The sequence below is a fragment of the Pseudaquabacterium terrae genome, from assembly GCF_013266755.1.
Lineage (GTDB): Bacteria > Pseudomonadota > Gammaproteobacteria > Burkholderiales > Burkholderiaceae_C > Pseudaquabacterium > Pseudaquabacterium terrae.
This window is the reverse complement of sequence record NZ_JABRWJ010000001.1, coordinates 211,068-232,804: the sequence shown is the minus strand read 5'-3', so window position 1 is coordinate 232,804 and position 21,737 is coordinate 211,068. Positions and strand designations below refer to the sequence as shown.

The following is a 21,737-nucleotide window of genomic DNA, read 5'->3' as shown; positions in this document are numbered from 1 at the left end:
CGCCTCAAGTCAGCGGCTCCAGCTGCTGCAACAAGGTCGGCAGCAGCTCGCTCACTGTCGGGTGGATGTGCATCGCTCGCGAGATCACCGTGGTCGGGCGGTCGGCCGCCATCACGTCCAGCAGGCCGTGCACGACCTCGTCGCCGTTGAGCCCGAGGATCGCCGCGCCGAGCAGGCGCTGCGTATCGGCATCCACCAGCACCTTCATGAAACCCTGGGTCTCGCCGGCCTCGCGCGCGCGGCCGACGCGCTGCATCGCCATCTTGGCGTGCAGCAGCTTGCGGCCTTGGGCCATTTCCGCGCGCGCCTGCGTCTCGGTCATGCCGATGCGCCCGAGCGCCGGGTCGATGAACAGCGCATAACACGCAATGCGATCGGTGATGCGGCGCGGGTCGTCGTCGAACAGGTTGGCCACCACGATCTGATGGTCGTTCCACGCGGTGTGCGTGAACGCGCCGCGGCCATTGCACTCGCCCACCGCCCAGACGCCGTCGGCGCTGGTGCGGCACTGGTCGTCGACGCGGATGAAGCCGCGCTCGTCGGTGTCAATGCCGGCGAGCGCCAGCCCGAGCCCGTCGGTGTTCGGCTGCCGCCCGACGGCCAGCAGCACGTGGCTGCCGACGATCGGCGGCTGGTCGCGCTCGCACTGCGCGCCGACGACGATGCGCGCGCCCTCGCGCGACAGCGAGATGCATTCCGAGGCCAGCGCGAAGCGCACGCCTTCGTTCTCGAGGATCGCGCGAATGCCCTGCGACACATCCTCGTCCTCGCGCGGCAGCAGGCGCGGCGAGCGCCCGACCACCGTCACCGCGGCGCCGAAGCGGCGCATCATCTGCGCAAACTCCAGCCCGATGTAGCTGCCGCCGACGATGACCAGGTGCTCGGGCACGTGGTCCAGCGCGAGGATCGAGACGTTGTCCAGTGTGGCCACATCGTCGATGCCCGGCAGGTCGGGTCGCACTGCGCGCGCGCCGACGTTCAGGAAGATGCGCGGCGCCGTCAAGCGGCGGCCGGCGACCTCCAGCGTGGCGGGCGCGACGAAGCGCGCTTCGCCCGTGATCAGCTCGGTGTGCTGCAAGCCCCGCAGCCAGGATTCGACCCCCGTGCGCGACTGCGCGACGATGCCGTCCATGCGCGCCTTGATGCGCGCCATGTCGACACGGATGTCGCCGGCATCGAAGCCGAACTCGGCACCGCGGCGCGCCAGTTGGATGGCGCGCGCACTCGCGACCAGCGCCTTGGTGGGTGTGCAGCCGACGTTGACGCAGGTGCCGCCGACCTGGCCGCGCTCGATGATCGCGGTGCGCAGACCCTGCTTGCTGCAGCGCGCCGCAATCGCCGGTCCGGCCTGGCCGGCGCCGACGATCAGGGCATCGAACGATTCCGGCGCCACGATCATCCGCTGGCGGTCACTAGGTGCCGCAGAAGGTCCGGTAGCAGGCGGTGACCGCCGCCGGCGCCGGCTCGGCGTAACGCGCCAGCGCAGGCGCCTCGTCGAAGGGCTGGCGTATCGCTGCCAGCAGCCGCTCGAAGGGGCCGAGGTCGTCGTGGTCGGAGGCCGCCGCCAGCGCCTCCTCGACGCGGTGGTTGCGCGGGATGATCCACGGGCTCGTGCGGCGCATCCGGGCCGCGCGCTCGGCAGCAGGCGGGCCGCCGGCCGCCTCGTCGCGCGCACAGCGCTCCTGCCAGCGCGTGAGCCAGGCGTCGAGCGCCGCCGGCTCGGCGAACAGTGCGCGCAGCGCGGCGCCGTCGCCGTCGGCCGCGTCGGCCAGCCGTCGCCAGGCCAGCGTGAAGTCGACGGACTGCGTGTGCAGCAGCGCGAGCCAGTCGTCGGGGAGCGCGCTGTCGGCGTCGTCGTCGGCCGCGGTGGCCGCGAACAGGCCGAGCTTGGCGCGTTGACCTTGCCGCAGTGCCGTGGCGTACAGCGCCGGGAAGGCATCGATCACTTCCATCACCTGCGCCACCACGCGCTGCACCGCGGCCTCGTCGTCGGCGTCGGCCATCAACGGCAGCAGCGTTTCGGCAAAACGCGCGAGGTTCCAGCGCGCGATGTGCGGCTGGTTGGCGTAGGCGTAGCGGCCGCCGTGGTCGATGCTGCTGAACACTGCCGCCGGGTCGTAGGCCTCCATGAACGCGCACGGCCCGTAGTCGATCGATTCGCCGGAGATCGCCATGTTGTCGGTGTTCATCACGCCGTGGATGAAGCCGACGTTCATCCACTGCGCGATCAGCGTCGCCTGCCGCGCGGCGACGGCACGCAGCAGCGCCAGATGGCGCTCCGGCGCGCCGATGAGGTCCGGGTCGTGCCGCGCGATCGCATAGTCGGCGAGCTGGTGCAGCCGGGCCGTGTCGCCCTGCGCCGCGAAGAACTGGAAGGTGCCCACGCGCAGGTGGCTGGCGGCCACGCGCGTCAGCACCGCACCGGGTAGCGCCTGTTCACGGTAGACCGACTCGCCGGTCGCGGCGACCGCCAGCGCCCGCGTTGTCGGGATGCCCAGCGCATGCATGGCCTCGCCGATCAACACCTCGCGCAGCATCGGCCCGACGGCGGCCTTGCCGTCACCGCCGCGAGAGAAGGGCGTGCGTCCCGAGCCCTTGAAGGCGATGTCGCGCCGCCGGCCGGCGCGGTCGATCAGCTCGCCCAGCAGCAGCGCGCGGCCGTCGCCGAGCTGGGGCGAGAAGCCGCCGAACTGGTGGCCGGCATACGCCTGCGCGATCGGCTCGGCGCCATCGGGCACGACGTTGCCGGCAAAGAGCGCCGCGCCATCCGGGCCGTTCAGCGCCGCGGCGTCCAGGTTCAGCTCGGTGGCGAGCGCTTCGTTGAGGAACAGCAGCCGCGGCGCAGGCACCGCGGCGGGTTTCCACGCCACGTAGAAGCCCGGCAGCTCGCGGGCGTAGGTGTTGTCGAAGCCGAAGGGCAGCATGGGGCAATGCGGTTGTGGGCTGGGCGGCAGTGTGCAGGGAATCGCTCGCCCGCGTCGGGGGCGGGGTCGGCGGATTTCGCCGCGGCGCGCCGCCTCGCTACCAGAAATAGATCTGCAGCGCCTTGTCGACGCGCGGCGAAGGGATGTCCGCCAGCACCTCGCGGTGATCCCTGAAGTTCATCGCGCTGCGCCGCAGCAGGTTGTCGATTTCATCGAGGCTGTAGCGCGCTTCGCTCGCCGTGGCTGCGCGCAGGTCCTGCGGCTCGGGAAAGATGCCCATGCCGGCCAGGATGCAGTACCACGAGAACACCGGATAGCCGCGGCCGATGGCCTGCCTGTCGATCTCCGGCGCGATCGGCTTGCCCGAGAGCCAGATCATGAACAAGCGCTTCAACTCGTCGGACAGGTTCATGTTGGCGGCATTGGCACGCCAGTAGTCGGTGTCGCCGCGCGTATTGGTTTTGTAGTGCGTGACGATGTAGTCGCGCGTGCCTTCGAAATGGTCGTTGATGCGCTGGTTGAATTGCGCCTGCGCCGCCTCGTCCATCTCGCCCTTCTCGACGTACTCGACGAAGTTCATTGCCGTGCGCTGGATGAACAGCAGCGCGGTGGCCTCCAGCGGCTCGATGAAACCTTGCGACAGGCCCACCGCGAGGCAATTGCGGTTCCAGTGCTTCGTCACGCGGCCGATGCGCATCTTCAGGTGGCGCGCCGGCGTGTCCGAGTCGAGCAAGCCCAGCCGCTCGCGCAGCTCGCGCTCGGCCTCGTCGGCCGAGCAGAACGACGAGCTGTAGACATAACCGTTGCCATAGCGGTTGGTCAGCGGGATCTCCCATTTCCAGCCGTGGCGCATCGCGGTGGAAACCGTCTGCGGTGGAATGGTGTCGCCGATCGGGGTGGGCATCGCCACCGCCGCATCGTTGAACAGGTTCTCGGCAAAGCTGACGAAGGGCGTGTTCAAGGCCTTGCCGATCAGCAGCGCGGCGAAGCCGGTGCAATCGACGAAGAAGTCGGCGGCAATGCTCTCGCCCTCCTGCGTGCGCACGGAGGCAATGTCGCCCTGCTCGTCGAGCTGGACATCGACGATGTGGCCGCGCTGGTAGCGCACGCCGCGCTCGACCGCCTTCTGGTGCAGGAATTCGCCGAGCAGCACCGCGTCGAAGTGGTAGCCGTACCAGACGTCGAACGGGAACTGATAGGCCGGCTTCGGCGCCAGCCGGCGCTCGGCCAGGTGGGCGGAGATGAAGAAGCGGTTCGGGTGCGCGGGCAGGTCGGCGCCGGCGATGCGCGCATGCGCGTTGTGCACGAACTGCGTCATCGTCAGGTTGTCGAGCATCGACGCAAACGGGTGGAAGTAGTGCTCGAAGCCCGGCTTGGTCGACCAGCCGTCGAAGGTGATGCCGCACTTGTAGGTGGCATGGCACGGCGGCATCCATTCGGACTCGGCGATGCCCAGGCTGTCGAAGAAGCCGCGCAGCCACGGCGTCGAGCCCTCGCCGACGCCGATGATGCCGACCGTCGGCGACTCCAGCACGGTGATCTCGACGCCGCTCTTCAGCAGCGCGTTGCCCAGGATCAGCGCCGTCATCCAGCCCGCGGACCCCCCACCGACGATGACGATCTTCTTCAGCGTCGGCGGCACGCCCGGCTTGGGTGCGGGCGGCGTGAACGTGAACGAGTAGTTGAAGAGGGTGGCAGTGGTGGCCATGCACGGGTCCCGGTCGCGGCGGCGCGGCCCATTGTCTGGACGCGGGGTCCACGCGCCATCGGGATCGCTACCGAGCGGGCCGCGCCGGGCCACGAATCAACAACTTTGCCGAGCGCCTGTCGGCCGGTATTGGCTAAGCTTGCGACGACGAGCAGAAGGGAGGCCGGAATGACCGAGCAGACATCAGACTACCTGGGCGACTACACGCGCGTCGCGACCTGCGCGACGCCCACCGAGGCGCATCTGCTGAAGGGCGTGCTCGAAGCGGCCGGACTCGCGCCGCACGTCGCCGACGCAAACATCGTGCAGGCCAACAGCTGGCTGACGCAGGCGGTCGGCGGCGTGCGCGTGCTGGTTCCGGCGCAGCAGGTCGAGGCCGCCCACGAAGCCATCGCCGAATTCCAGGCCGGCGCCTACCAGCTGCCCGGCGAGGAGAGCGCCGCGCCGAAGCCGTACGCTCAATCGCCCGTACCGCTCTTCAGCATCGATCGTGCTGCGTTGCTCAGCTTCATCCTGACGCCCGTATTCGGCGCCGTCATCCACCTCGTCAACGGCAAGCGCCTCGGCCAGGGCGGCTCCGGCATCGGTGCATGGCTATGGCTGGCGCTGCTCGCGGCTGCCAGCATCGCGGCCATCGTCGCCGTGCAGCGGGCGGACCCGGGGCCGTTCATCGTGTTCCGCGCCAGCATGGCGATGTGCTTTCTCACGGCCGTCTGGTACTTCGTGGTTGCATACGCGCAGAGCAAGCACATCTTCGCTACCTTCGGGCCGAAGTACCGGCGACAGGGGCTTGGCAAGCCCGCTTTGCTCGTCGCGCTCGGGCTGTTGGCGAGCGGTTGGGTGATCAGCGAGTTCATGTGAAACGAATAGGGCCGCGGCGCAATGGCCTCGCTGAATGGGTCTGACCGATGAAACCGCCCGTCTGCCACTTCTGCAACCGAAGCCTCGATTCGGTGAAGTCGCGCCGGGCGAAGGCCGGGGATCTGGTTCAGTTCGCAGACTACGTGCCATTGCCTCCCGGAATGTGCGGGCACCCGCACGGCCTCGAATGGTTCTGCGCCGAGCACGTCGACGCGGCGCGAGCGCTCTCGCGAATGCGCATCGATGAAGCCATGCTCGAGCTGAAGGCCGGCCATGGCGCGCTGCGTCAGCCGTCGACCAACGGTGGGGGGCCGTTCGGGCGCTGGCTCCGGGCGCTGCGCCGCTACTTCGCCTCGTCCGACCGACCTCCGCCGCGCTGACCCCGCGTCAGCCCAGCATGTCGCGCAACGTGCGCGCCACCACCTTCGTCGCCTTGCGCAGATCCTCCAGCACGAGGTGCTCGTCGGCCCGCTTGGCATTCGATTCGAGCACCGTGCGCGGGCCGGCGCCGTAGATCGCGGCCGGCACGCCGGCGGCGCCGTAGAGGCGCACGTCGGTGTACAGCGGCGTGCCGGAGGTCGGGATCGGCTCGCCGAACACCGCTTCGCCGTGGCGCTGCAGCGCCTGCACCAGCGGCGCGCTGCGCGGATCGGGCTTCCAGGCTTCGGCGCGCAGCAGGCGCTTGATCTCGACGTGGATGCCGGGGCAGGCGGCGGCCGCTTCGGTGATCACGCGGCGCACGTCGGCCTCGACTTCGGCCGGGCTCTCCTCGGGGATCATGCGGCGGTCGAGCTTCAGCACCACCTTGCCGGGCACGACGTTGGTGTTGGTGCCGCCTTCGATGCGGCCGACGTTGAGGTACGGATGGGTGATGCCGGGCACCTTCGACGTCACCGACCGATAACGCGCATTCTGCTCGTACAAGGCATTGAGGATGGTCACGGCGCCCTGCAGCGCGTCGACGCCGGTGTCGGGAATCGCGGCGTGCGCCATCTTGCCGTGCACCGTCACTTCCATCTGCAGGCAGCCGTTGTGTGCGGTGATCACCTGGTAGCTGAAACCCGCGGCGAGCAGGTAGTCGGGCTTCGTCAGCCCGTGCTTCAGCAGCCAGCCGGGGCCGAGCTCGCCGCCGAATTCCTCGTCGTAGGTGAAGTGCAGTTCGACCGCGCCGCGCAGCGGCATGCCCGCCGCTTCAGCGCCCTTGACCGGCGCCTGCAGCGCCTCGAGCGCGCGCAGCGCGAAGGTGTAGCTCGCGAAGTCGCTCTTGCTGACCGCGGCGGCGCGGCCGTAGAGCTTGCCGTCGACCACCGCGCCACCGTAGGGGTCGTGCGTCCAGCCTTCGCCCGGTGGCACGACATCGCCATGCGCATTCAGCGCGATCACCGGACCGCCCTCGGCGAAGCGCCGGCGCACGATCAGGTTGGTGATCGATTGCAGGCCGCAGTCCTGCACCTCCTGCGCCGGCACCGCGTGTTTCTCGGCATCGAAGCCGAAGCCCTGCAGCAGCTCGGCCGTGCGCTCGGCGTGCGGCGCGTTGTTGCCCGGCGGCGTGTCGGTGGGCACCTGCACCAGCGCCTGCAGGAAGCGCACCTGTTCGTCGAAATGGGCGTCGATCCAGGCGTCGAGCGCCTCGTAGTGCGGTTGGGTCATGGTGTCAGTCATTCAGGTCGTCGAGCAGGTGCTGGAAGGCGCGCACCGCGAGCTCGGCGTCGTGGTTGGTGGTCGATTCGAGCGGGTTGTGGCTGATGCCGGCGTTCAGCCCGCGCACGAACAGCATTGCCTGCGGCATCACCTCGTGCAGCTTCATCGCATCGTGGCCGGCGCCGCTGGGCATGCGGAAGATCGGCAGCTGCAGCGCGGCGACGGCCCGTTCCCAGCGCGCCTGCCAGTCGGGCGCGCTGGGTGCGGCAGCGGCGCGCAACGTTTCCTCCAGCCGGTGCGCCAGGCCGCGCCGCTCGCAGATGCGCTCGAGCTCGGCCAGCACGTCGGCGGCGCAGGCGTCGCGCACCGCGTCGGTCGTCGCGCGGATGTCGAGGCTGAACTTGCAGCGGCCGGGCACGACGTTGATCGAGCCGCTCGGCACTTCGAGCATGCCGACCGTGCCGACCAGGTGCGGTTCACTGGCCGCTCTTTTTTCGAGGTAGAGGATCAATTCGGCGACGGCCGCCGCGGCGTCGCGCCGGCGGTCCATCGGCGTCGTGCCGGCGTGGCTGGCCATGCCGATCACTTCGCCCAGGTAGCGCACGCTGCCGTTGATCGAGGTGACGATGCCCAGCGGCAGGTCGAGCTCGTTGAGCACCGGGCCCTGCTCGATGTGCACCTCGACGAAGCCGAGGTAGTGAGACGGGTCGCGCTCGAGCTTCGGAATGTCGGCGATGCACAGGCCCGCGTGCTGCATCGCCTGGCGCATCGTGATGCCGTCGGCGTCCTGCTGCTCGAGCCAGGTGGGATCGAAATGCCCGGTCAGCGCGCCGGAGCCGAGGAAGGTGGCCTTGTAACGCTGGCCTTCCTCCTCGGCGAAGCCGACCACCTCGAGGCCGAAGGGCAGCCGCCGGCCGGCATTGCGTAATTCACGCACGCAGGCCATCGGCACGAAGATGCCGAGCCGCCCGTCGTACTTGCCGCCATTGCGCACGGTGTCGTAGTGGCTGCCGGTCAGCAGCCGCGGTGCATTCGGATCGGCGCCGTCGTAGACGCCGACGACGTTGCCGACCGCATCGATCTCGACGCGGTCGAAGCCGCAGTCCTCGCGCATCCAGTGCGCCAGGCGCTGCGCGCAGGCGCGGTGCGCATCCGTGAGGTAGGTGACGGTGAGCTGGCCGTTCTCGGCATAACCGGGGTCGCTGTGCTGGGCGAGCTTCTCGGCCCAGTCCCACACCAGGTTGCCGAGCGCGGGCGACTCGCCGAACTTGTCGTCGAGCCGGATCTGCGCGATGCGGTGGATGTTGCGCAGGTTTTCGTGCAGTTCGTAGTCGGTGGGGTGTTGCAGCCGCCGCTCGAAGGTGGTGATGATCTCCTGGCGTGTGAGCCCGAGCCCACGCGGGCCGCGCACCGCGAGGATGAACGGAAAGCCGAATTTCGCGTTGTAGTCGGCGTTCAGTTGCTGCAGCTTGGCGAACTCCTGCGGCGTGCAGTCGGTCAGTCCCGCCTTGCCCTGCTCGTGGGTCGATTCGGCAGTCAGCGTCTTCGCGACCATCGCCTTGCCGGCCAGCTCCGGGTGGGCGCGGATGAGCGCGAGCTGCGGCTCGCGGCCGGCTTCGCGCACCGCCTGCACCAGCGCGTGTTCGAGCTGGGCGCGGCTGGCGAAGGGCCGCCGCGCCGCGGCGCGCTCGGCGATCCACGGCGAGTGTTCGTACACGCCGTCGAGCAGCGCGGCGAATCCGGCCGGCGTCGCGGCATTCAATTGGTCGAGGCTCAGGCTCATCAGGTTCACTCCCAGACGAAAGCGGTCGCGGCATCGAAGGGAAACGTCGCTTTCCAATGCCGCGCGATGTCGATGCGGCGCGTGACCCAGACGCGGTCGTGCGCCTGCACGTGGTCGAGAAAGCGCTGCAGCGCGCGCATGCGCCCGGGCCGGCCGAGCAGCCGGCAATGCATGCCGATGCTCATCATGCTCGGGCGCTCTTCACCTTCGGCGTAGTGCACGTCGAAGGCGTCGCGCAGGTACTCGAAGAATTCGTCACCGTGGCTGAAGCCTTGCGGCAGCGCGAAGCGCATGTCGTTGCAATCGAGCGTGTACGGCACGACCAGGTGCGGCGCCAGCGTGCCGTCGCTCTTCTTCACCTGCAGCCAGAACGGCAGGTCGTCGCCGTAGTAGTCGCTGTCGTATTCGAGGCCGCCGTGCTCGACGAGCAGGCGACGCGTGTTCGGGCTGTCGCGGCCGGTGTACCAGCCGAGGCCGTGCAGCGGATTCGCATGGCCGCGCTGATCTTGGGTTAGGCGCCGGAGGATCTCGAGGCCGCGCTGCAGGTGCGCGCGCTCGGTCGCTTCGTCGACGTTCTGGTAATGGATCCAGCGCCAGCCGTGGCAGGCGATCTCGTGGCCGAGCTCGACGAAGGCGGCGGTGACCTCGGGGCAGCGCTCGAGCGCCATCGAGACGCCGAACACCGTCAGCGGCAGGCCGCGCGACTCGAATTCGCGCAGGATGCGCCACACGCCGGCGCGCGCGCCGTATTCGTAGATGCCTTCCATGCTCAGGTGGCGCGCCGTGTAGGCCGCGGGGCTGAACAGCTCGGACAGGAACTGCTCGCTGCCGGCATCGCCGTGCAGCACCGAGTTCTCGCCGCCTTCTTCGTAATTGAGCACGAACTGCACGGCCACGCGCGCGCGATTCGGCCAGTGCGGATGCGGCGGGCGGCGGCCGTAGCCGTGCAGGTCGCGCGGGTAGCGTCGTTGATCGGCGGAATTCATCGTCGGGGGGCTCATTCGTGGGACGGTCGCAATACGGCCTCGAGATCGGGCGCGCGTGGGTCGAGCCGCAGGTTGCGCTCGACGCTGTGCAGGTGCTGCTCCATCAGCCGCACGGCGGCACGCGCGTCGCGGCGCTGCAGTGCATCGACGATCGCGACGTGCTCGTCCTGCGAGGCCTCGGCCGAATGCGAGGACTGGTACATCAGCGAGATCAGCGACGAGCGCGACAGCAGGTCGGTCAGCAGGCGCGCCAGCACCTCGTTGCCGAGCATGCGGGCGAGCACGATGTGGAAGTCGGCCAGCAGCCGCGTGCGCCCGGGCACGTCGGTGCGGCCGATCGCCTCGCGCTCGTCGCGCAGATGCGCGCGCAGCTCGGCGATCTGCGCGTCGGTGATGCGCGCGCACAGCTGGCGCACCAGCGCCGCTTCGAGCATCGCGCGCACTTCGTAGACCTGGCGCGCCTCGTCGACGCTGGGCGTGGCGACGAAGGCGCCGCGCGCCGGTTCCAGCGTCACCAGGTGGTCGCGGCTGAGCTGGTTCAGCGCCTGGCGCACGATGGTGCGCGAGACTTCGAAGATGTCGGCGATCTTCTGTTCGGCAAGCTTGGTGCCGGGCATCAGCCGGCGCTCGACGATCGCCGTGGTGATCGACTCGACGATGCGCTGCGTGGTGCTGGAAGCAGGCGCATCGTCGTCGACCGCCGGGGCGCGGGCCGTGGCGCGCGGGGCGGGGCGGATCACCTTCAGGTTGGCGCGGCTGCGCGGCATGGCGGGCGATGGACGGGTTGACGTGTATTCGCAAGTGTATACACTTTGAGTCATCGTGCAAGCGCACTTTCCTTGACGGCGAACCATGGGCCACCTCAGCACCCACGTCCTCGACACGATGAACGGCTGCCCCGCCGCCGGCATGGTGGTGACCCTGCAGCGCCTCGACGGCGAGCGTGCCGACACGCTCAAGCGCATCGTGCTGAATGCCGACGGCCGCAACGACGGCGGCCCGCTGCTCGATGCCGCGGCGATGGCCGCCGGCCGCTACCGGCTGGTATTCGAGGTCGCTGCGTATTTCCGCGGCCGCGGCGTCACGCTGCCGGAGCCGCCGTTCATCGACTCCGTGCCGCTGGACTTCGGCATCGCCGACGCCGCCGGCCACTACCACGTGCCGCTGCTGGTCAGCCCGTGGGCGTATTCGACCTATCGCGGCTCCTGACACTATGATCAGAGTGCCCTCGTGGGGCGCCGATCGTAGGCATCGTGAAGGATGAGTCATGGGTGTCCCGCTGCGAAAGCTGACCATCGCGGAATTTCTCGCGTGGGAGCGCGACCGACCGGAGCGCAATGAGTTCTGGCGCGGCGACGTCTACGCCATGGTCGGCGGCAAGCGTGGACACGGCCGGGTCATCGCCAACCTGATGCGACACCTCGGGAACCAACTCGACGATACGCCGTGCCAAGCCTTCAGCGAGAACATGAAGGTCCAGGTGGCGGACGAGGCTGTGCTCTACCCCGACGTGTTCGTCACCTGCGACAAGCAGTTCGGGCCGGATCAGGCCGTGTTTACAGCGCCAATCCTGATCATCGAAGTCCTTTCGCCCTCCACGCAGGAGTACGACCGCAGCCGCAAGTTCGCAATCTATCGCCGTCTGCCATCGCTGCGTGAATACGGCTTGATCGACCCTGACACCCGGCGCGTCGAGGTGTTTCGGCTCGGCGATGACGGCTTGTGGAATCTTCTGGACATGAGCGAGCAAGGCGAGTTCGAGCTCGCCAGCATCGATTGCCGAATTGCCCGCGCCGATCTCTTCAAGGGCATGGAGAGCGAGCCGGCCGGCTCCTGATCAATCCGCCTTGCAGTTCAGCGGCAGCACGTTGACCGGCACATCGGTTCGGTTCGTGCCGCGCAGCGTCATCTTCTGCGGCGCACTGGCATGGCCGCAGACCCAGCTGACCGGCACGACCTGCGCACCCTCGACCACCGCCGGCCGGAAGCTCAGCGTCTTGCCGTGGATCATCCCGTGCGCCTTGTTGCCGAAGCGCATGTGGATTGCACCGTTCTCGACCCACATCGCGCTGACGTGGGTGCTGACGACGCGATCGGGCGCCGGCAGGCCGACGCTCGGGTTGTCGGGCGGCAGCTCGCCCGAGGCGGCCCAGGCCGCCGCGATCGGCCGCTTGGCGATGTCGACGAGCTTCACCGCCTCGATGATCTGGCTGCGCACGAAGCTGCTCTGGAAACTGGGCAGCGCGAGCGTCGCCAGGATCGCGATGATGGCCAGGACGACCATCATTTCGACCAACGTGAATCCCTTGCGGTGCATCGCCATCTGCGCTCCCCTTGCATCCATTCTTGTCCACGGACGCGGCCGGCCCGGCTGACAACGGGAACCTCGGGCGATGCCAGGGTTTACCCGAACCATTGTGTGCACGATGGTGTATACACTTTTGGCACGTCGCCGCGGAGCCCGTTCGGGTGTCAACCCCTCGGTCGCGACGTTCGCTCCTCACAGAGCCCGCTGTGGTGAGGAAGGTGCAGCACACTTGCGTGGCCGCACTTTCCACTGACGATGTGAGAGAAGCGATGGATGCGTACCTGCTCGATTGGGCCAACCTGCTGTTGCGCTGGGCCCATGTCATCACGGCGATTGCCTGGATCGGCTCGTCGTTCTATTTCGTCTTCCTCGACAACAGCCTCACCGCGCCGACCGCGCCGGAGCTGAAGGCCAAGGGCGTCGACGGTGAGCTCTGGGCCGTGCACGGCGGCGGCTTCTACCACCCGCAGAAGTACCTGGTCGCACCGAAGACGCTGCCCGAGCACCTGCACTGGTTCTACTGGGAGAGCTACAGCACCTGGCTGACCGGGTTCGGCCTGTTCACGGTGCTGTACCTGTTCAACGCCGGCAGCTTTCTCATCGACAAGAGCGTGCACGACTGGTCGGCCGGCGCAGCGATCGGCGCGTCGCTCGGTTTCCTGGTCGCGTTCTGGCTGGTCTACGACCTGATCTGCCGCGCTTTCGGTCAAAAGAAGAATGGCGACCGCATCGTCGCGCTCGGCGTGCTGGTGTTCGTGATCTTCGCGTCCTGGCTCGCCTGCCAGCTCTTCGCCGGCCGCGCAGCCTTCCTGCTGGTCGGTGCGATGCTGGCCACGGCGATGAGCGCCAACGTCTTCTTCTGGATCATCCCGGGCCAGCGCACCGTGGTGGCGCAGATGAAGGCCGGCCTGGCCGTCGACCCGATCCACGGGCAGCGCGCGAAGCAGCGCAGCGTGCACAACACCTACTTCACGCTGCCGGTGCTGATCGCGATGCTGTCCAACCACTACGGCTGGCTGTACCAGGGAACCAACAATTGGCTCGTGCTGGTGCTGCTGATGCTGGCCGGCGCGTTGATACGGCACAGCTTCGTCGCGCGGCACAAGGCGCAGGTGCAGGGCAAGCGCGTGCCGTGGGAGCATGCGGTCGGCGGCACCGCGATGCTGGTGATCCTGGCGCTGTGGCTGGCGCCGCCGCCGCCGTCGGCCGCCGCAGTGGCTGCCGAGGCCAGGCCGGTCGCTTTCGGCGACGTCAAGGCGGTGATCGATCAACGCTGCGCGATGTGCCATAACGCCCAACTGCAGCAGAAGAACGTCGCGCTGCACACGCCGGAGCTGGTCAAGCAGCACGCGCAGACCGTCTACCAGCAGGTGGCGGTGCTGAAGCTGATGCCGCTGAACAACGCGACGCAGATCACCGACGCCGAGCGCGCGTTGATCAAGCGCTGGTTCGAAGCGGGCGCGCCAGTGCGCTGAAAATCCCCGGCCCAGTTGAAACCGCCGGAGGATTCCCGATGCCCACGATCCATGTCGAACTGTTCGAAGGCCGCACCGTTGCGCAGAAGGCCGCGCTGGCCAAGGAAATCACCGAGGCCTGCGTGCGCGTGCTCGGCGGCAGCGGCGATGCGGTCGACGTGATCTTCCGCGACGTCGCCCGGCACGACTGGGCCACCGGCGGCCGGCTGTGGAGCGAGCGCTCCGCCGGCGCACCGGCGCCGGCTGCCGGCTCGACCGACCCGGCCTGACGCGGCGCCGGCGGCCGGCCTCGTGCGCGCCTCGAGCCGGCCTCCTGCTCGCCGCCCGGCGCGATTGCTGCGTTTTCGTGCACGTCTGATCACCGCGCCCATGCGCCAATCCCGCGGGTAAACACCAGACGCCCTGGGACGACCATTGCCTACATTGCTTGCATACAAGCGTGTGGTCCAGTTGTCGCAACCCTTCGCCTGGAGGTCTTCAATGCCCCGTTTCCTGCGTTCACTCTTCGGCCAGGTCGTGCTGGCGCTGCTGGTCGGCGTCTTGCTCGGCTTCGCGATGCCCGAGCTGGCGATCAAGCTCAAGCCGCTCGGCGATGCCTTCATCAAGCTGGTCAAGATGCTGATCCCGGTGCTGGTGTTCTGCGTCGTCGTGCACGGCATCGCCGGCGCCGGGGACTTGAAGCGCGTCGGCCGCGTCGGCATCAAGGCGCTGATCTACTTCGAGGCGGTGACGACGGTCGCGCTGATCCTCGGCCTGATCCTCGCGTTCTGGTTCCAGCCCGGCGTCGGCATGAACGTCGACCCGAAGGCGCTGGATGCGAAGTTGATGGGCGCCTATGCCGAGAACGCCGGCAAGCTGACCTCCGGCGGCACCGTCGACTTCCTGATGAAGCTGATCCCGACGACGGTGGTCCATGCCTTCGCCACCGGCGACGTGCTGCAGGTGCTGCTGTTCGCCGTGCTGTTCGGCTGCGCGCTGGCGCTGGTCGGCGAGCGCGGCGCGCCGGTCGCGAACTTCATCGAGACGATGTCGCAGGTGCTGTTCAAGACCATGGGCATCATCATCCGGCTGGCGCCGCTGGGCGTGCTCGGCGCGATCGCCTTCACGGTCGGCAAGTACGGGCTCGGTTCGCTGAAGCAGCTCGGCATGCTGGTGCTGCTGTTCTACGGCGCGGTGCTGATCTTCGTCTTCGGCGTGCTCGGGCTGATCATGCGGCTCGCCGGCTTCTCGCTGTGGAAGTTCCTGAAGTACCTGCGCGAGGAGCTCGCGGTGGTCTTCGCGACGACCTCCAGCGACAGCGTGCTGCCGCAGGTGATGGCCAAGCTGCGCCGCATGGGCGTGCGCGATTCGACGGTCGGCCTGGTCATTCCCACCGGCTACTCGTTCAACCTCGACGCGTTCTCGATCTACATCACGCTGGCCGCGGTGTTCATCGCACAGGCGACCAACACGCCCATCTCGATGACCGACCTGCTGACGATCCTGGCGGTGTCGCTGATCACCAGCAAGGGCGCGCACGGCGTGCCGGGCTCGGCGATCGTCGTGCTCGCCGCCACCTTGCAGGCGATTCCCGCGATTCCGGCGATCGGGCTGGTGCTGGTGCTGTCGGTTGACTGGTTCATGGGCATTGCGCGTGCGCTCGGCAACCTGATCGGCAACTGCGTCGCGACCGTGGCGATCGCCGCGTGGGAAGGGGATATCGACCGCGACCAGGCGCATGCGGTGCTCGACGGACGTGCGGCGCCGACGGTGGACGACAGCGAAGACCAGCTGGTGCCTGCGCTGCCGCTGACCGCCACCGCCAAGGCTTGAGTCATGATCTGGTGATGGCCAGCCAATCCGACATTGCCCAGCGCGTGGTCGAAGCGATCCTCGCGCAGAAGTTGAAACCCGGCGAGCGCCTCGGCGAGCAGGAACTGGCGGATCTGTTCGGCGTCAGCCGCACGCTGGTGCGCGAGGCGCTGATGCAGTTGCAGGCGCGCGGCTTCGTCGAGGTGCGGTCGCGCAAGGGCTGGTACGTCGTCGAGCCGTCGATCGACGAGGCGCGTGACGCCTTCGCCGCGCGCCGCGCGGTGGAGGGCGGCATGCTCAGGCAGTGCGAAGGCCGGCCGCTGCAAGCGGTGCTGAAGCGGCTGAAGGCGCACATCCGCGACGAGCGCCAGGCGGTCGACGGCGCCGATGCGGCGACCCGCGCCTTCGTGCTCGCCGACTTCCACGTCTGCCTCGCCGAATGCCTGGGCCACCGCATGCTGGCCGACATGCTGCGCGACCTGACCGCACGCACGACGCTGGTCGCCACGCTCTACCAGAGCACGCACGACGCGCGCGAATCCTGCGCCGACCATGCCCGCATCGTCGCCGCGCTCGAAGCCGGCGACCTGACCCGGGCCGAGGCGCTGATGCTGCAGCACATCGGCAGCGTCGAATCCGCCCTCGGCCAGTCGCTCGCCGCGCGTGACGATCCGCGCGAGCGCCTGCGCGCGACGCTGGCGCCGCTGGCGCCGACGCCCAAGGACGCGTCGATCTCGCGCTAAGCTCGCGAACATGCAAGCATCGCTGTCCGCTGAATCCGTGGTCGAGTTCCTGCATCGGTTCGAAGCGCTTGCCGAGAAGGAAGACTTCAGCCTGATCGAGCACCTGATCGACGAGCGGGCCTACTTCCGCTTCAACGACGGCGACTTCGTCGGCCGGCCGGCCATCCGGGCGGTGTTCGAGAAGACCTGGCGCGGCGACCCCAGCGTCAGGAAGGCGCGCTTCTACCTCTCCGACATCGTCGTGCTGACCACCGATCACACGACCGCCACCGCCACCTACACCTACAACTGGGAAGGCTCGCAGGCCGGCCGGTCATTCACGATCCGCGGGCGCGGCACCCGCGTGCTGCGCAACGAGAACGGCCAGTTGCGCATCGTCCACGAGCACTTGAGCCGCTTCCCGAAGCCCCAGTAGGGCGGCGTCGTGGCAGCGGCGACCGCGTGACTTCCCATCGGTCACGCCCCTCCGGTGCCGATCAGCCCTCCAGAAACCCGCCGCGCGCCGCCTGCGTGATCGCGACGACGCAGGGGTGGCTCAGGCGCCGCTCGACCGAGATGGCGTGGAACTCCTCGCTCAAGCCGGCTGCACGGCCGAGCACCTTCACGCCGTACTGCGCGCAGGTCTCGGCCTCGAGCACCGTCGGCGACATGAAGACGCCGCGGCCTTCGGCGCCGAAGGCCTTCATCAACGCTGCGTCGTCGAATTCGCCGACCGCGCGCGGCTTCAGCTGCGCTTCAGCGAGCCAGCGCTCGAGCCGGCCGCGCAATGCCGATTGCGCGCCCTGCACCAGCATCGGCGCGCCGTCGAGCAAGGCCGGGAAACGCCCGCGCAGCGTGCGTTTGAGCGCCGGCGTCGCGAAGAAGCTCATCGCCGTCGACCCCAGCGCATGGTCGAAGGCCTTGATGCTGGCGCGGCGCCCGAGCGGCTCGTCGGCGATCACCAGGTCCAGCCGCTGCACCGACAGCTGCGCCAGCAGGTCGGCGAGCTTGCCCTCGTGGACCACCAGCCGCACCTCGACCGGCAGCTTCAGTGCCGGCTCGAGCAGGCGGTAGGCGATCGACTTCGGCACCGCGTCGGCCAGCCCGACGCGAAACACCAGCGTGCGCTGGCCGCTGCGCGCCTGGGCGAGCGCGGTCTGCAGCTCGGCGCCGAGCGCGAAGATCTGGTCGGCGTAGCGCAGCGCGATGCGGCCTTCGTCGGTCAGCTCGACATGTCGGCCGGCCTTCTTGAACAGGCTGCAGCCGAGCCGCGACTCCAGCAGCTTGATCTGCGCCGACAGCGTCTGCGGCGTGGCGTGCAGCTGCTCGGCCGCGCGCACGATGCCGCCGGCCTTGGCCGCGGCCCAGAAGTAGTGCAGGTGCTTGAAGTTCAAGGCTTCGGTTTTTGCGAAGCGACAGGCGCGGAAATTCGACTTTACGCGAATCGCCGGTGCGCCTATGGTCGCGGATTCCCCGAAGGACCCCCCGCCATGGAACTGCTGCTCGACCCCCAGGTCTGGATCGCGTTCGCGATGCTCACCGCACTCGAAATCGTGCTCGGCATCGACAACATCATCTTCATCTCGATCCTCGTCGGCCGCCTGCCGCCGGAGCAGCGCAACAGCGCGCGGCGCCTGGGCCTGGCGTTCGCGATGGTGACGCGGCTGGCGCTGCTGTTCTCGCTGAGCTGGGTGATGGGGCTGAAGGAAGAGCTCTTCAGCCTGCTCGGTCAATCGATCAGCGGGCGCGACCTGGTGCTGCTGGGGGGCGGTCTGTTCCTGCTCTACAAGGCCTCGCACGAGATCTTCGTCGAGGTCGAGGCGCGTGACCTGCGCGACACGCCGGCGGCCGGCGCCGAAGAAAGCACGCTCGACGCCGCGGCGCTGGCCGCGCGCCGCACGATGCTGTGGGCGACGATCGGCCAGATCGCGGTGATCGACATCGTCTTCTCGCTCGACTCGGTGATCACCGCCGTCGGCATGGTCGACCAGCTCGCCGTGATGGCGGCCGCGGTGATCGCCGCGGTCGGCGTGATGCTGTGGGCGTCCAAGCCGATCGGCGAATTCGTCGACAGCCATCCGTCGGTCAAGGTGCTGGCGCTGGCCTTCCTGGTGATGGTCGGCATGGCGCTGACGGCCGAAGCCTTCGACGCGCACGTGCCCAAGGGCTACATCTACGCGTCGATGGCCTTCTCGCTGGCGGTCGAGGCGCTGAACCTGCGCGCGCGGCGCAAGCGCCAGCAGCTGGCCGTCACGGGAACGTGAAGTTGTTGGTCAGCGTCGCGCCCGCCGCGAGCGTCAGCGGTCCGGCCGACTTGGTGATGCCGCCGGACGTCGCCACCACCGTGTAGCGGCCGGCGGCCGGGTTGTCGGACGCGAAGACGAGCGGCGCCGGCGCCGGCACATAGGCCGCCACCAGCGGCGCCGCGACCGGCACGCTGTGGGCATAGGCGCCCGTCGACGCGTTGACCGGCACCGCCGTCCACTCCAGCATCGCCCCGCCGGTCAGCGACTGCGTCACCCGCACCAGCGCATCGATCGGCGCCACCGCGCTGCTGACGCTGCCGACCAGGTTGCCGCTGGCCGAGGCCGGCGCCAGCAGCGGCACCGCGCTGCTGCCGATCGCCGTCAAGCTGCTGCCGCTGACGGCCACGCCGGTCACGGTGAGCGTCGTGCGGCCCGGCGCGGCCAGCACCAGCGTGTAGCTGCCGGGCGCGACGGGTTGCAGCACGAACTTGCCGGTCGCATCCGGCTGCGTGCTCTTGATCGCCATGCCGCCCTGCTGCAGCGACACCGTCGTCAGCGGGCCGATCAACGCGGCCTCGACGAAGCCTTGCACGCCGGTCACGAAGCGCGGCGTCGCCTGCAGCACCGGTTTCAGGATGAAGTTGCCCGAATTGCCGGCGCGCAGCACCGACTTGCAGGCGTCGAAGTCGATCACGATGTCGGCGCTCTGGTTGGCGGCGATGTCGATGCCGACGTTGAGCTTCAGGCCACTTTGCTGCGCGCTCGGCGTCTTCAGCTCGACCTCCGCTTCGCCGCTCGGCCGCACCGCGTTGGCCAGCGGCGCCGCGGCACTGTTGGTCGCCAGCACCAGCCGCAGCTGCTGGTAGCGGCCGGGGGCCAACGTCGTCTGGCCGAGCTCGCTCAGCACGCCGTTGCGCAGGCTCAGCAGATCGATGCGGCGTGCCGGCGACAGCACGATCTCCGACCAGCCGGCGGCGCCCTCGTCGGCGCTGGCGCTCTGGTGCACGCGCACTTTCTCGACGCTGACGTGCACGCTGTCGTAGCCGCAGGCCGGCGCATCGGTGAGCCAGGCGCGCAGCGTGCCGTTGCCGCCGCCCAGCGGCGGTGGCACCGGCGTGCCGCCGGCATCGCCGCCACCGCCGCCGCAGCCGGCCAGCGCCGCCAGTGCGAACAGAGTGGTCAGCGTTCTTCGTTTTGCCGCGAGGCCGAGCTGTGTGGTCATGATGGATTCCTTTCGCGCTTGCGCCGGCAAACATCGTGCGCGAGCCCGAAGAATCCAGACGAAGCCGAATGCAACCCCGAGCGACAAAGTGTTCGTTACGGGCGCGCGCCGGCGTGCGGCGGCGGCAGCTCGAGCATCGTGACCGTCGCCGGGCCGCGGATCAGCGCCTCGAAGATGCGCTGCAGCTGCTCGAAGCTGCGGATGGCGTTCAGCGCCTGGAAGTCGCCCCAGCGCAGCGCCGCCGGTGCATCGAGGTAGACCTCGCGCGGCGCGGCGACGCAGCCGAGCGCGCGCACCGATTGCGGCGGCAGCCGGAAGCCCTGCGCGCCCGGCAGCTGCAGCGGCTGCGACGGCTGCACCAGCGGATCGTTGACGAAGCGGTTCGGGAAGATGCGCTGCATCGTGCCGGCGCTGTCCTGCGCATAACAGTAGACGTACGTGGCCTCGGTTGGCCGCACGCGCAGCGCCAGCGAGCCGTCGGCCAGCGCCGCCATCGGCTCGAGTGCCAGCGCCAGCGGGCGCGCGCGGGTCGAGGCCGGGGAGGGCAGCGCCGGCGCCGGCACCGGCACCGGCACCGGCGCTGCGGCGGTCGCGGCGCGCGGCGCGGCGACGGCCACCGGTGCCCCTGTCGCCACGGCGGGTGCCGTCCCGACATCGCGAAACGGCTGCTCCGGCGCCGCCGGCATCGCCGCGTCGATGAAACGCGTGAACAGCGCCAGGTCGACCACCGGCTCCTGCCCCAGGCCGAGCGCGCCGCGGTAGGCCGCGACGGCGCGGCGCAGCGCCGGGCTGATGCGCCCGTCGACGGGGCCTTCGTAGAAGCCGCGGTTGCGCAGCTGCAGCTGGAAGAAGGGCGTCAGCTCGCCGGCGCGCTCCATGCCGATGAACCAGTCCTCGATCTCGTCGCGGATCTCGGGCAGCCCGGCATCCAGGCCGAGGCAGCTCCAGTACGGCAGCTTCAGCAGCTTGCCGAACAGCTCGACCGCCGACAGCTCGACCATGTTGCGCAGCGCCTGCGCGGTGCCGTCGGTGCGCTGGAACGAGGTGCTGAAGTTGATGCCGAGCTTGCTGATCGTCGCCTGCGCGTCGAGCGCATCGCCCTCCTTGATCACCGTCGTCACGTTCTTCGAGACGACACCGGGCACCAGCGTCAGGTCGCGGGTGTTGACCAGCGCGACGTCGAGGCCCAGCACGTTGAGCTGCCGGCTCTTGGACGCGCCGGCGCCGAACAGCGTGCCCGCCGACAGGCCGGCGTCGGCCTGGCGCCTGAGCACGCCTTCGTCGAGCTGCGTGATCGAGCCGCGCAGGTCGTACTGCGGCACCACCGCGAAGGCGCTGCGCTGCTGCGCGCTGTTGAGGAAGGCGACGACGTTGTTGGCGTCAGGCCCGAAGGCCACCACCTGCAGCGCGCGGCTGCGCCGCGTCATGTCCGAGATCGCCGACATCATCATGTCGCGCGTGCCGGCGTTGACCTTCTTCGTCGTGTCGGTCAGGTCCTCCAGCATCACGCTGACATCGCGCGTGCCGTAGGCCAGGTACAGCTTGTCCATGCAGCGCAACGCGTCACCGAAGCCGGTGACGTTGCGCTGCGGCAGGGCGGCCTGCGCGGGGCGCAGCGCGGCCGACTGGTCCTGGGTGCGCGGCGGCAGGGTCGAGGTGCAGGCGCTCGCGGCGAGCGCGAGCAGCAGGGGCAGCAGGCGCATGGTGCGACCTCCTGTTGAGGACCGACTTCAGCGGCAGTTGTTGCCGGCCTGGATGATGTCGCCGGTGACGATCACGGTCGTCTCGCGGCGCGGCGCGCCGATGCGCGGCTTGTCCTCGAAGATGTTGCCGATGGCGATCGAGCAGCCGGTGCCGAAGGCCTGCGTGCCGACGGCCGCCGCGCGGCCGACACCGGGCGCGCTGGCCGGCTGGCCGGCGCGCTGGCGGGTGGCGACCTCGGCGGCGATCTGGCCCTTCGCGCGCGCCAGCCGCGCGTTGATGTCGTCGGGGATGTCGGGTGTGCCGGCCGGCGCCACCGCGGGCGCGGTCAGCACGGCGAGCAGGATCCAGAAGCGTCGCATGGCCTTC

22 protein-coding genes are annotated in these 21,737 nt (G+C 69.2%); 10 read left to right on the top strand and 12 right to left on the bottom strand.

From position 1 onward, the window contains the following. Positions 1-4: 4 nt before the first annotated feature. From HLB44_RS01095 to HLB44_RS01085, 3 genes are all read right to left on the bottom strand, one after another. Positions 5-1,399, bottom strand: coding sequence for an FAD-containing oxidoreductase (locus tag HLB44_RS01095; RefSeq protein ID WP_173119734.1), 1,395 nt, complete (start codon positions 1,397-1,399; stop codon positions 5-7). 13 nt (positions 1,400-1,412) lie between these two features. Then, positions 1,413-2,924 carry a protein adenylyltransferase SelO gene (locus HLB44_RS36940; RefSeq protein WP_173119732.1) on the bottom strand — a complete coding sequence of 504 codons (1,512 nt, stop codon included), beginning with the start codon at positions 2,922-2,924 and terminating at the stop codon, positions 1,413-1,415. Positions 2,925-3,021: 97 nt separating this feature from the next. After that, entirely contained in the window at positions 3,022-4,632 is a 1,611-nt protein-coding gene (locus HLB44_RS01085; RefSeq protein ID WP_173119730.1) for a tryptophan halogenase family protein, read from the bottom strand. Positions 4,633-4,737: 105 nt separating this feature from the next. Between HLB44_RS01085 and HLB44_RS01080 the strand changes: the two genes are divergently transcribed. Continuing rightward, positions 4,738-5,493 carry a putative signal transducing protein gene (locus HLB44_RS01080; protein WP_173119728.1) on the top strand — a complete coding sequence of 252 codons (756 nt, stop codon included), beginning with the start codon at positions 4,738-4,740 and terminating at the stop codon, positions 5,491-5,493. Between the two features lie 47 nt (positions 5,494-5,540). Further along, positions 5,541-5,873, top strand: a complete 333-nt coding sequence (locus HLB44_RS01075; protein WP_173119726.1) for a hypothetical protein — start codon at positions 5,541-5,543, stop codon at positions 5,871-5,873. Between the two features lie 7 nt (positions 5,874-5,880). Here HLB44_RS01075 and HLB44_RS01070 read toward each other — a convergent pair whose 3' ends face one another. From HLB44_RS01070 to HLB44_RS01055, 4 genes are read right to left on the bottom strand one after another with little or no spacing between them, the layout of a single operon-like run. After that, positions 5,881-7,143 carry a M20 family metallopeptidase gene (locus HLB44_RS01070; RefSeq protein ID WP_173119724.1) on the bottom strand — a complete coding sequence of 421 codons (1,263 nt, stop codon included), beginning with the start codon at positions 7,141-7,143 and terminating at the stop codon, positions 5,881-5,883. A gap of 4 nt (positions 7,144-7,147) precedes the next feature. Further along, a complete protein-coding gene (gene uraD, locus HLB44_RS01065) occupies positions 7,148-8,917 on the bottom strand; it encodes a 2-oxo-4-hydroxy-4-carboxy-5-ureidoimidazoline decarboxylase (RefSeq protein WP_173119722.1) in 1,770 nt (589 codons plus the stop codon). A 5-nt stretch (positions 8,918-8,922) separates the two neighbouring features. After that, the gene (gene puuE / locus HLB44_RS01060; RefSeq protein ID WP_173119720.1) at positions 8,923-9,903 is read right to left on the bottom strand and encodes an allantoinase PuuE; all 981 of its coding nucleotides are present in this window, start codon (positions 9,901-9,903) and stop codon (positions 8,923-8,925) included. 11 nt (positions 9,904-9,914) lie between these two features. Beyond that, a complete protein-coding gene (locus HLB44_RS01055) occupies positions 9,915-10,670 on the bottom strand; it encodes a GntR family transcriptional regulator (protein WP_173119718.1) in 756 nt (251 codons plus the stop codon). A gap of 85 nt (positions 10,671-10,755) precedes the next feature. Here HLB44_RS01055 and uraH point away from each other — a divergent pair, with 85 nt between their 5' ends. Both uraH and HLB44_RS01045 read left to right on the top strand, forming a co-directional pair. Further along, a complete protein-coding gene (gene uraH / locus HLB44_RS01050; protein WP_173119716.1) occupies positions 10,756-11,112 on the top strand; it encodes a hydroxyisourate hydrolase in 357 nt (118 codons plus the stop codon). Between the two features lie 58 nt (positions 11,113-11,170). Further along, a complete protein-coding gene (locus HLB44_RS01045) occupies positions 11,171-11,740 on the top strand; it encodes a Uma2 family endonuclease (RefSeq protein WP_173119714.1) in 570 nt (189 codons plus the stop codon). Here HLB44_RS01045 and HLB44_RS01040 read toward each other — a convergent pair whose 3' ends face one another. Further along, positions 11,741-12,226 (bottom strand): pilin, encoded by a 486-nt coding sequence (locus HLB44_RS01040; RefSeq protein ID WP_217283493.1) that lies wholly within the window; start codon positions 12,224-12,226, stop codon positions 11,741-11,743. Between the two features lie 254 nt (positions 12,227-12,480). Between HLB44_RS01040 and HLB44_RS01035 the strand changes: the two genes are divergently transcribed. From HLB44_RS01035 to HLB44_RS01015, 5 genes are all read left to right on the top strand, one after another. After that, positions 12,481-13,686: a urate hydroxylase PuuD gene (locus HLB44_RS01035; RefSeq protein ID WP_173119710.1), complete on the top strand. Its 1,206-nt coding sequence runs from the start codon at positions 12,481-12,483 to the stop codon at positions 13,684-13,686. A gap of 38 nt (positions 13,687-13,724) precedes the next feature. Continuing rightward, complete coding sequence (locus tag HLB44_RS01030) at positions 13,725-13,955, top strand: 4-oxalocrotonate tautomerase (protein ID WP_173119708.1); 231 nt, start codon at positions 13,725-13,727, stop codon at positions 13,953-13,955. Between the two features lie 211 nt (positions 13,956-14,166). Continuing rightward, positions 14,167-15,498 carry a C4-dicarboxylate transporter DctA gene (locus HLB44_RS01025; protein WP_173119706.1) on the top strand — a complete coding sequence of 444 codons (1,332 nt, stop codon included), beginning with the start codon at positions 14,167-14,169 and terminating at the stop codon, positions 15,496-15,498. A gap of 14 nt (positions 15,499-15,512) precedes the next feature. Continuing rightward, positions 15,513-16,220: a GntR family transcriptional regulator gene (locus HLB44_RS01020; protein ID WP_173119704.1), complete on the top strand. Its 708-nt coding sequence runs from the start codon at positions 15,513-15,515 to the stop codon at positions 16,218-16,220. A 10-nt stretch (positions 16,221-16,230) separates the two neighbouring features. Next, positions 16,231-16,635, top strand: a complete 405-nt coding sequence (locus HLB44_RS01015; protein WP_173119702.1) for a YybH family protein — start codon at positions 16,231-16,233, stop codon at positions 16,633-16,635. A 61-nt stretch (positions 16,636-16,696) separates the two neighbouring features. On the opposite strand, the gene nhaR is transcribed toward HLB44_RS01015, so the two are convergent. Next, the gene (nhaR, locus tag HLB44_RS01010) at positions 16,697-17,593 is read right to left on the bottom strand and encodes a transcriptional activator NhaR (protein WP_173119700.1); all 897 of its coding nucleotides are present in this window, start codon (positions 17,591-17,593) and stop codon (positions 16,697-16,699) included. A gap of 96 nt (positions 17,594-17,689) precedes the next feature. Here nhaR and HLB44_RS01005 point away from each other — a divergent pair, with 96 nt between their 5' ends. Then, positions 17,690-18,463, top strand: coding sequence for a TerC family protein (locus HLB44_RS01005; RefSeq protein ID WP_173119698.1), 774 nt, complete (start codon positions 17,690-17,692; stop codon positions 18,461-18,463). On the opposite strand, the gene HLB44_RS01000 is transcribed toward HLB44_RS01005, so the two are convergent. The 3 genes from HLB44_RS01000 to HLB44_RS00990 all read right to left on the bottom strand — a co-directional run bounded on the left by HLB44_RS01000 (position 18,450) and on the right by HLB44_RS00990 (position 21,730). Beyond that, positions 18,450-19,667, bottom strand: coding sequence for a DUF4382 domain-containing protein (locus HLB44_RS01000; RefSeq protein WP_173119696.1), 1,218 nt, complete (start codon positions 19,665-19,667; stop codon positions 18,450-18,452). The two genes, HLB44_RS01005 and HLB44_RS01000, sit on opposite strands and share 14 nt — an antisense overlap. 95 nt (positions 19,668-19,762) lie before the next feature. Then, a complete protein-coding gene (locus tag HLB44_RS00995; RefSeq protein ID WP_173119694.1) occupies positions 19,763-21,370 on the bottom strand; it encodes a DUF4384 domain-containing protein in 1,608 nt (535 codons plus the stop codon). A 27-nt stretch (positions 21,371-21,397) separates the two neighbouring features. Beyond that, on the bottom strand, positions 21,398-21,730 hold the full coding sequence (locus HLB44_RS00990; protein ID WP_173119692.1) for a hypothetical protein: 333 nt from the start codon (positions 21,728-21,730) through the stop codon (positions 21,398-21,400). Positions 21,731-21,737: the final 7 nt, after the last annotated feature.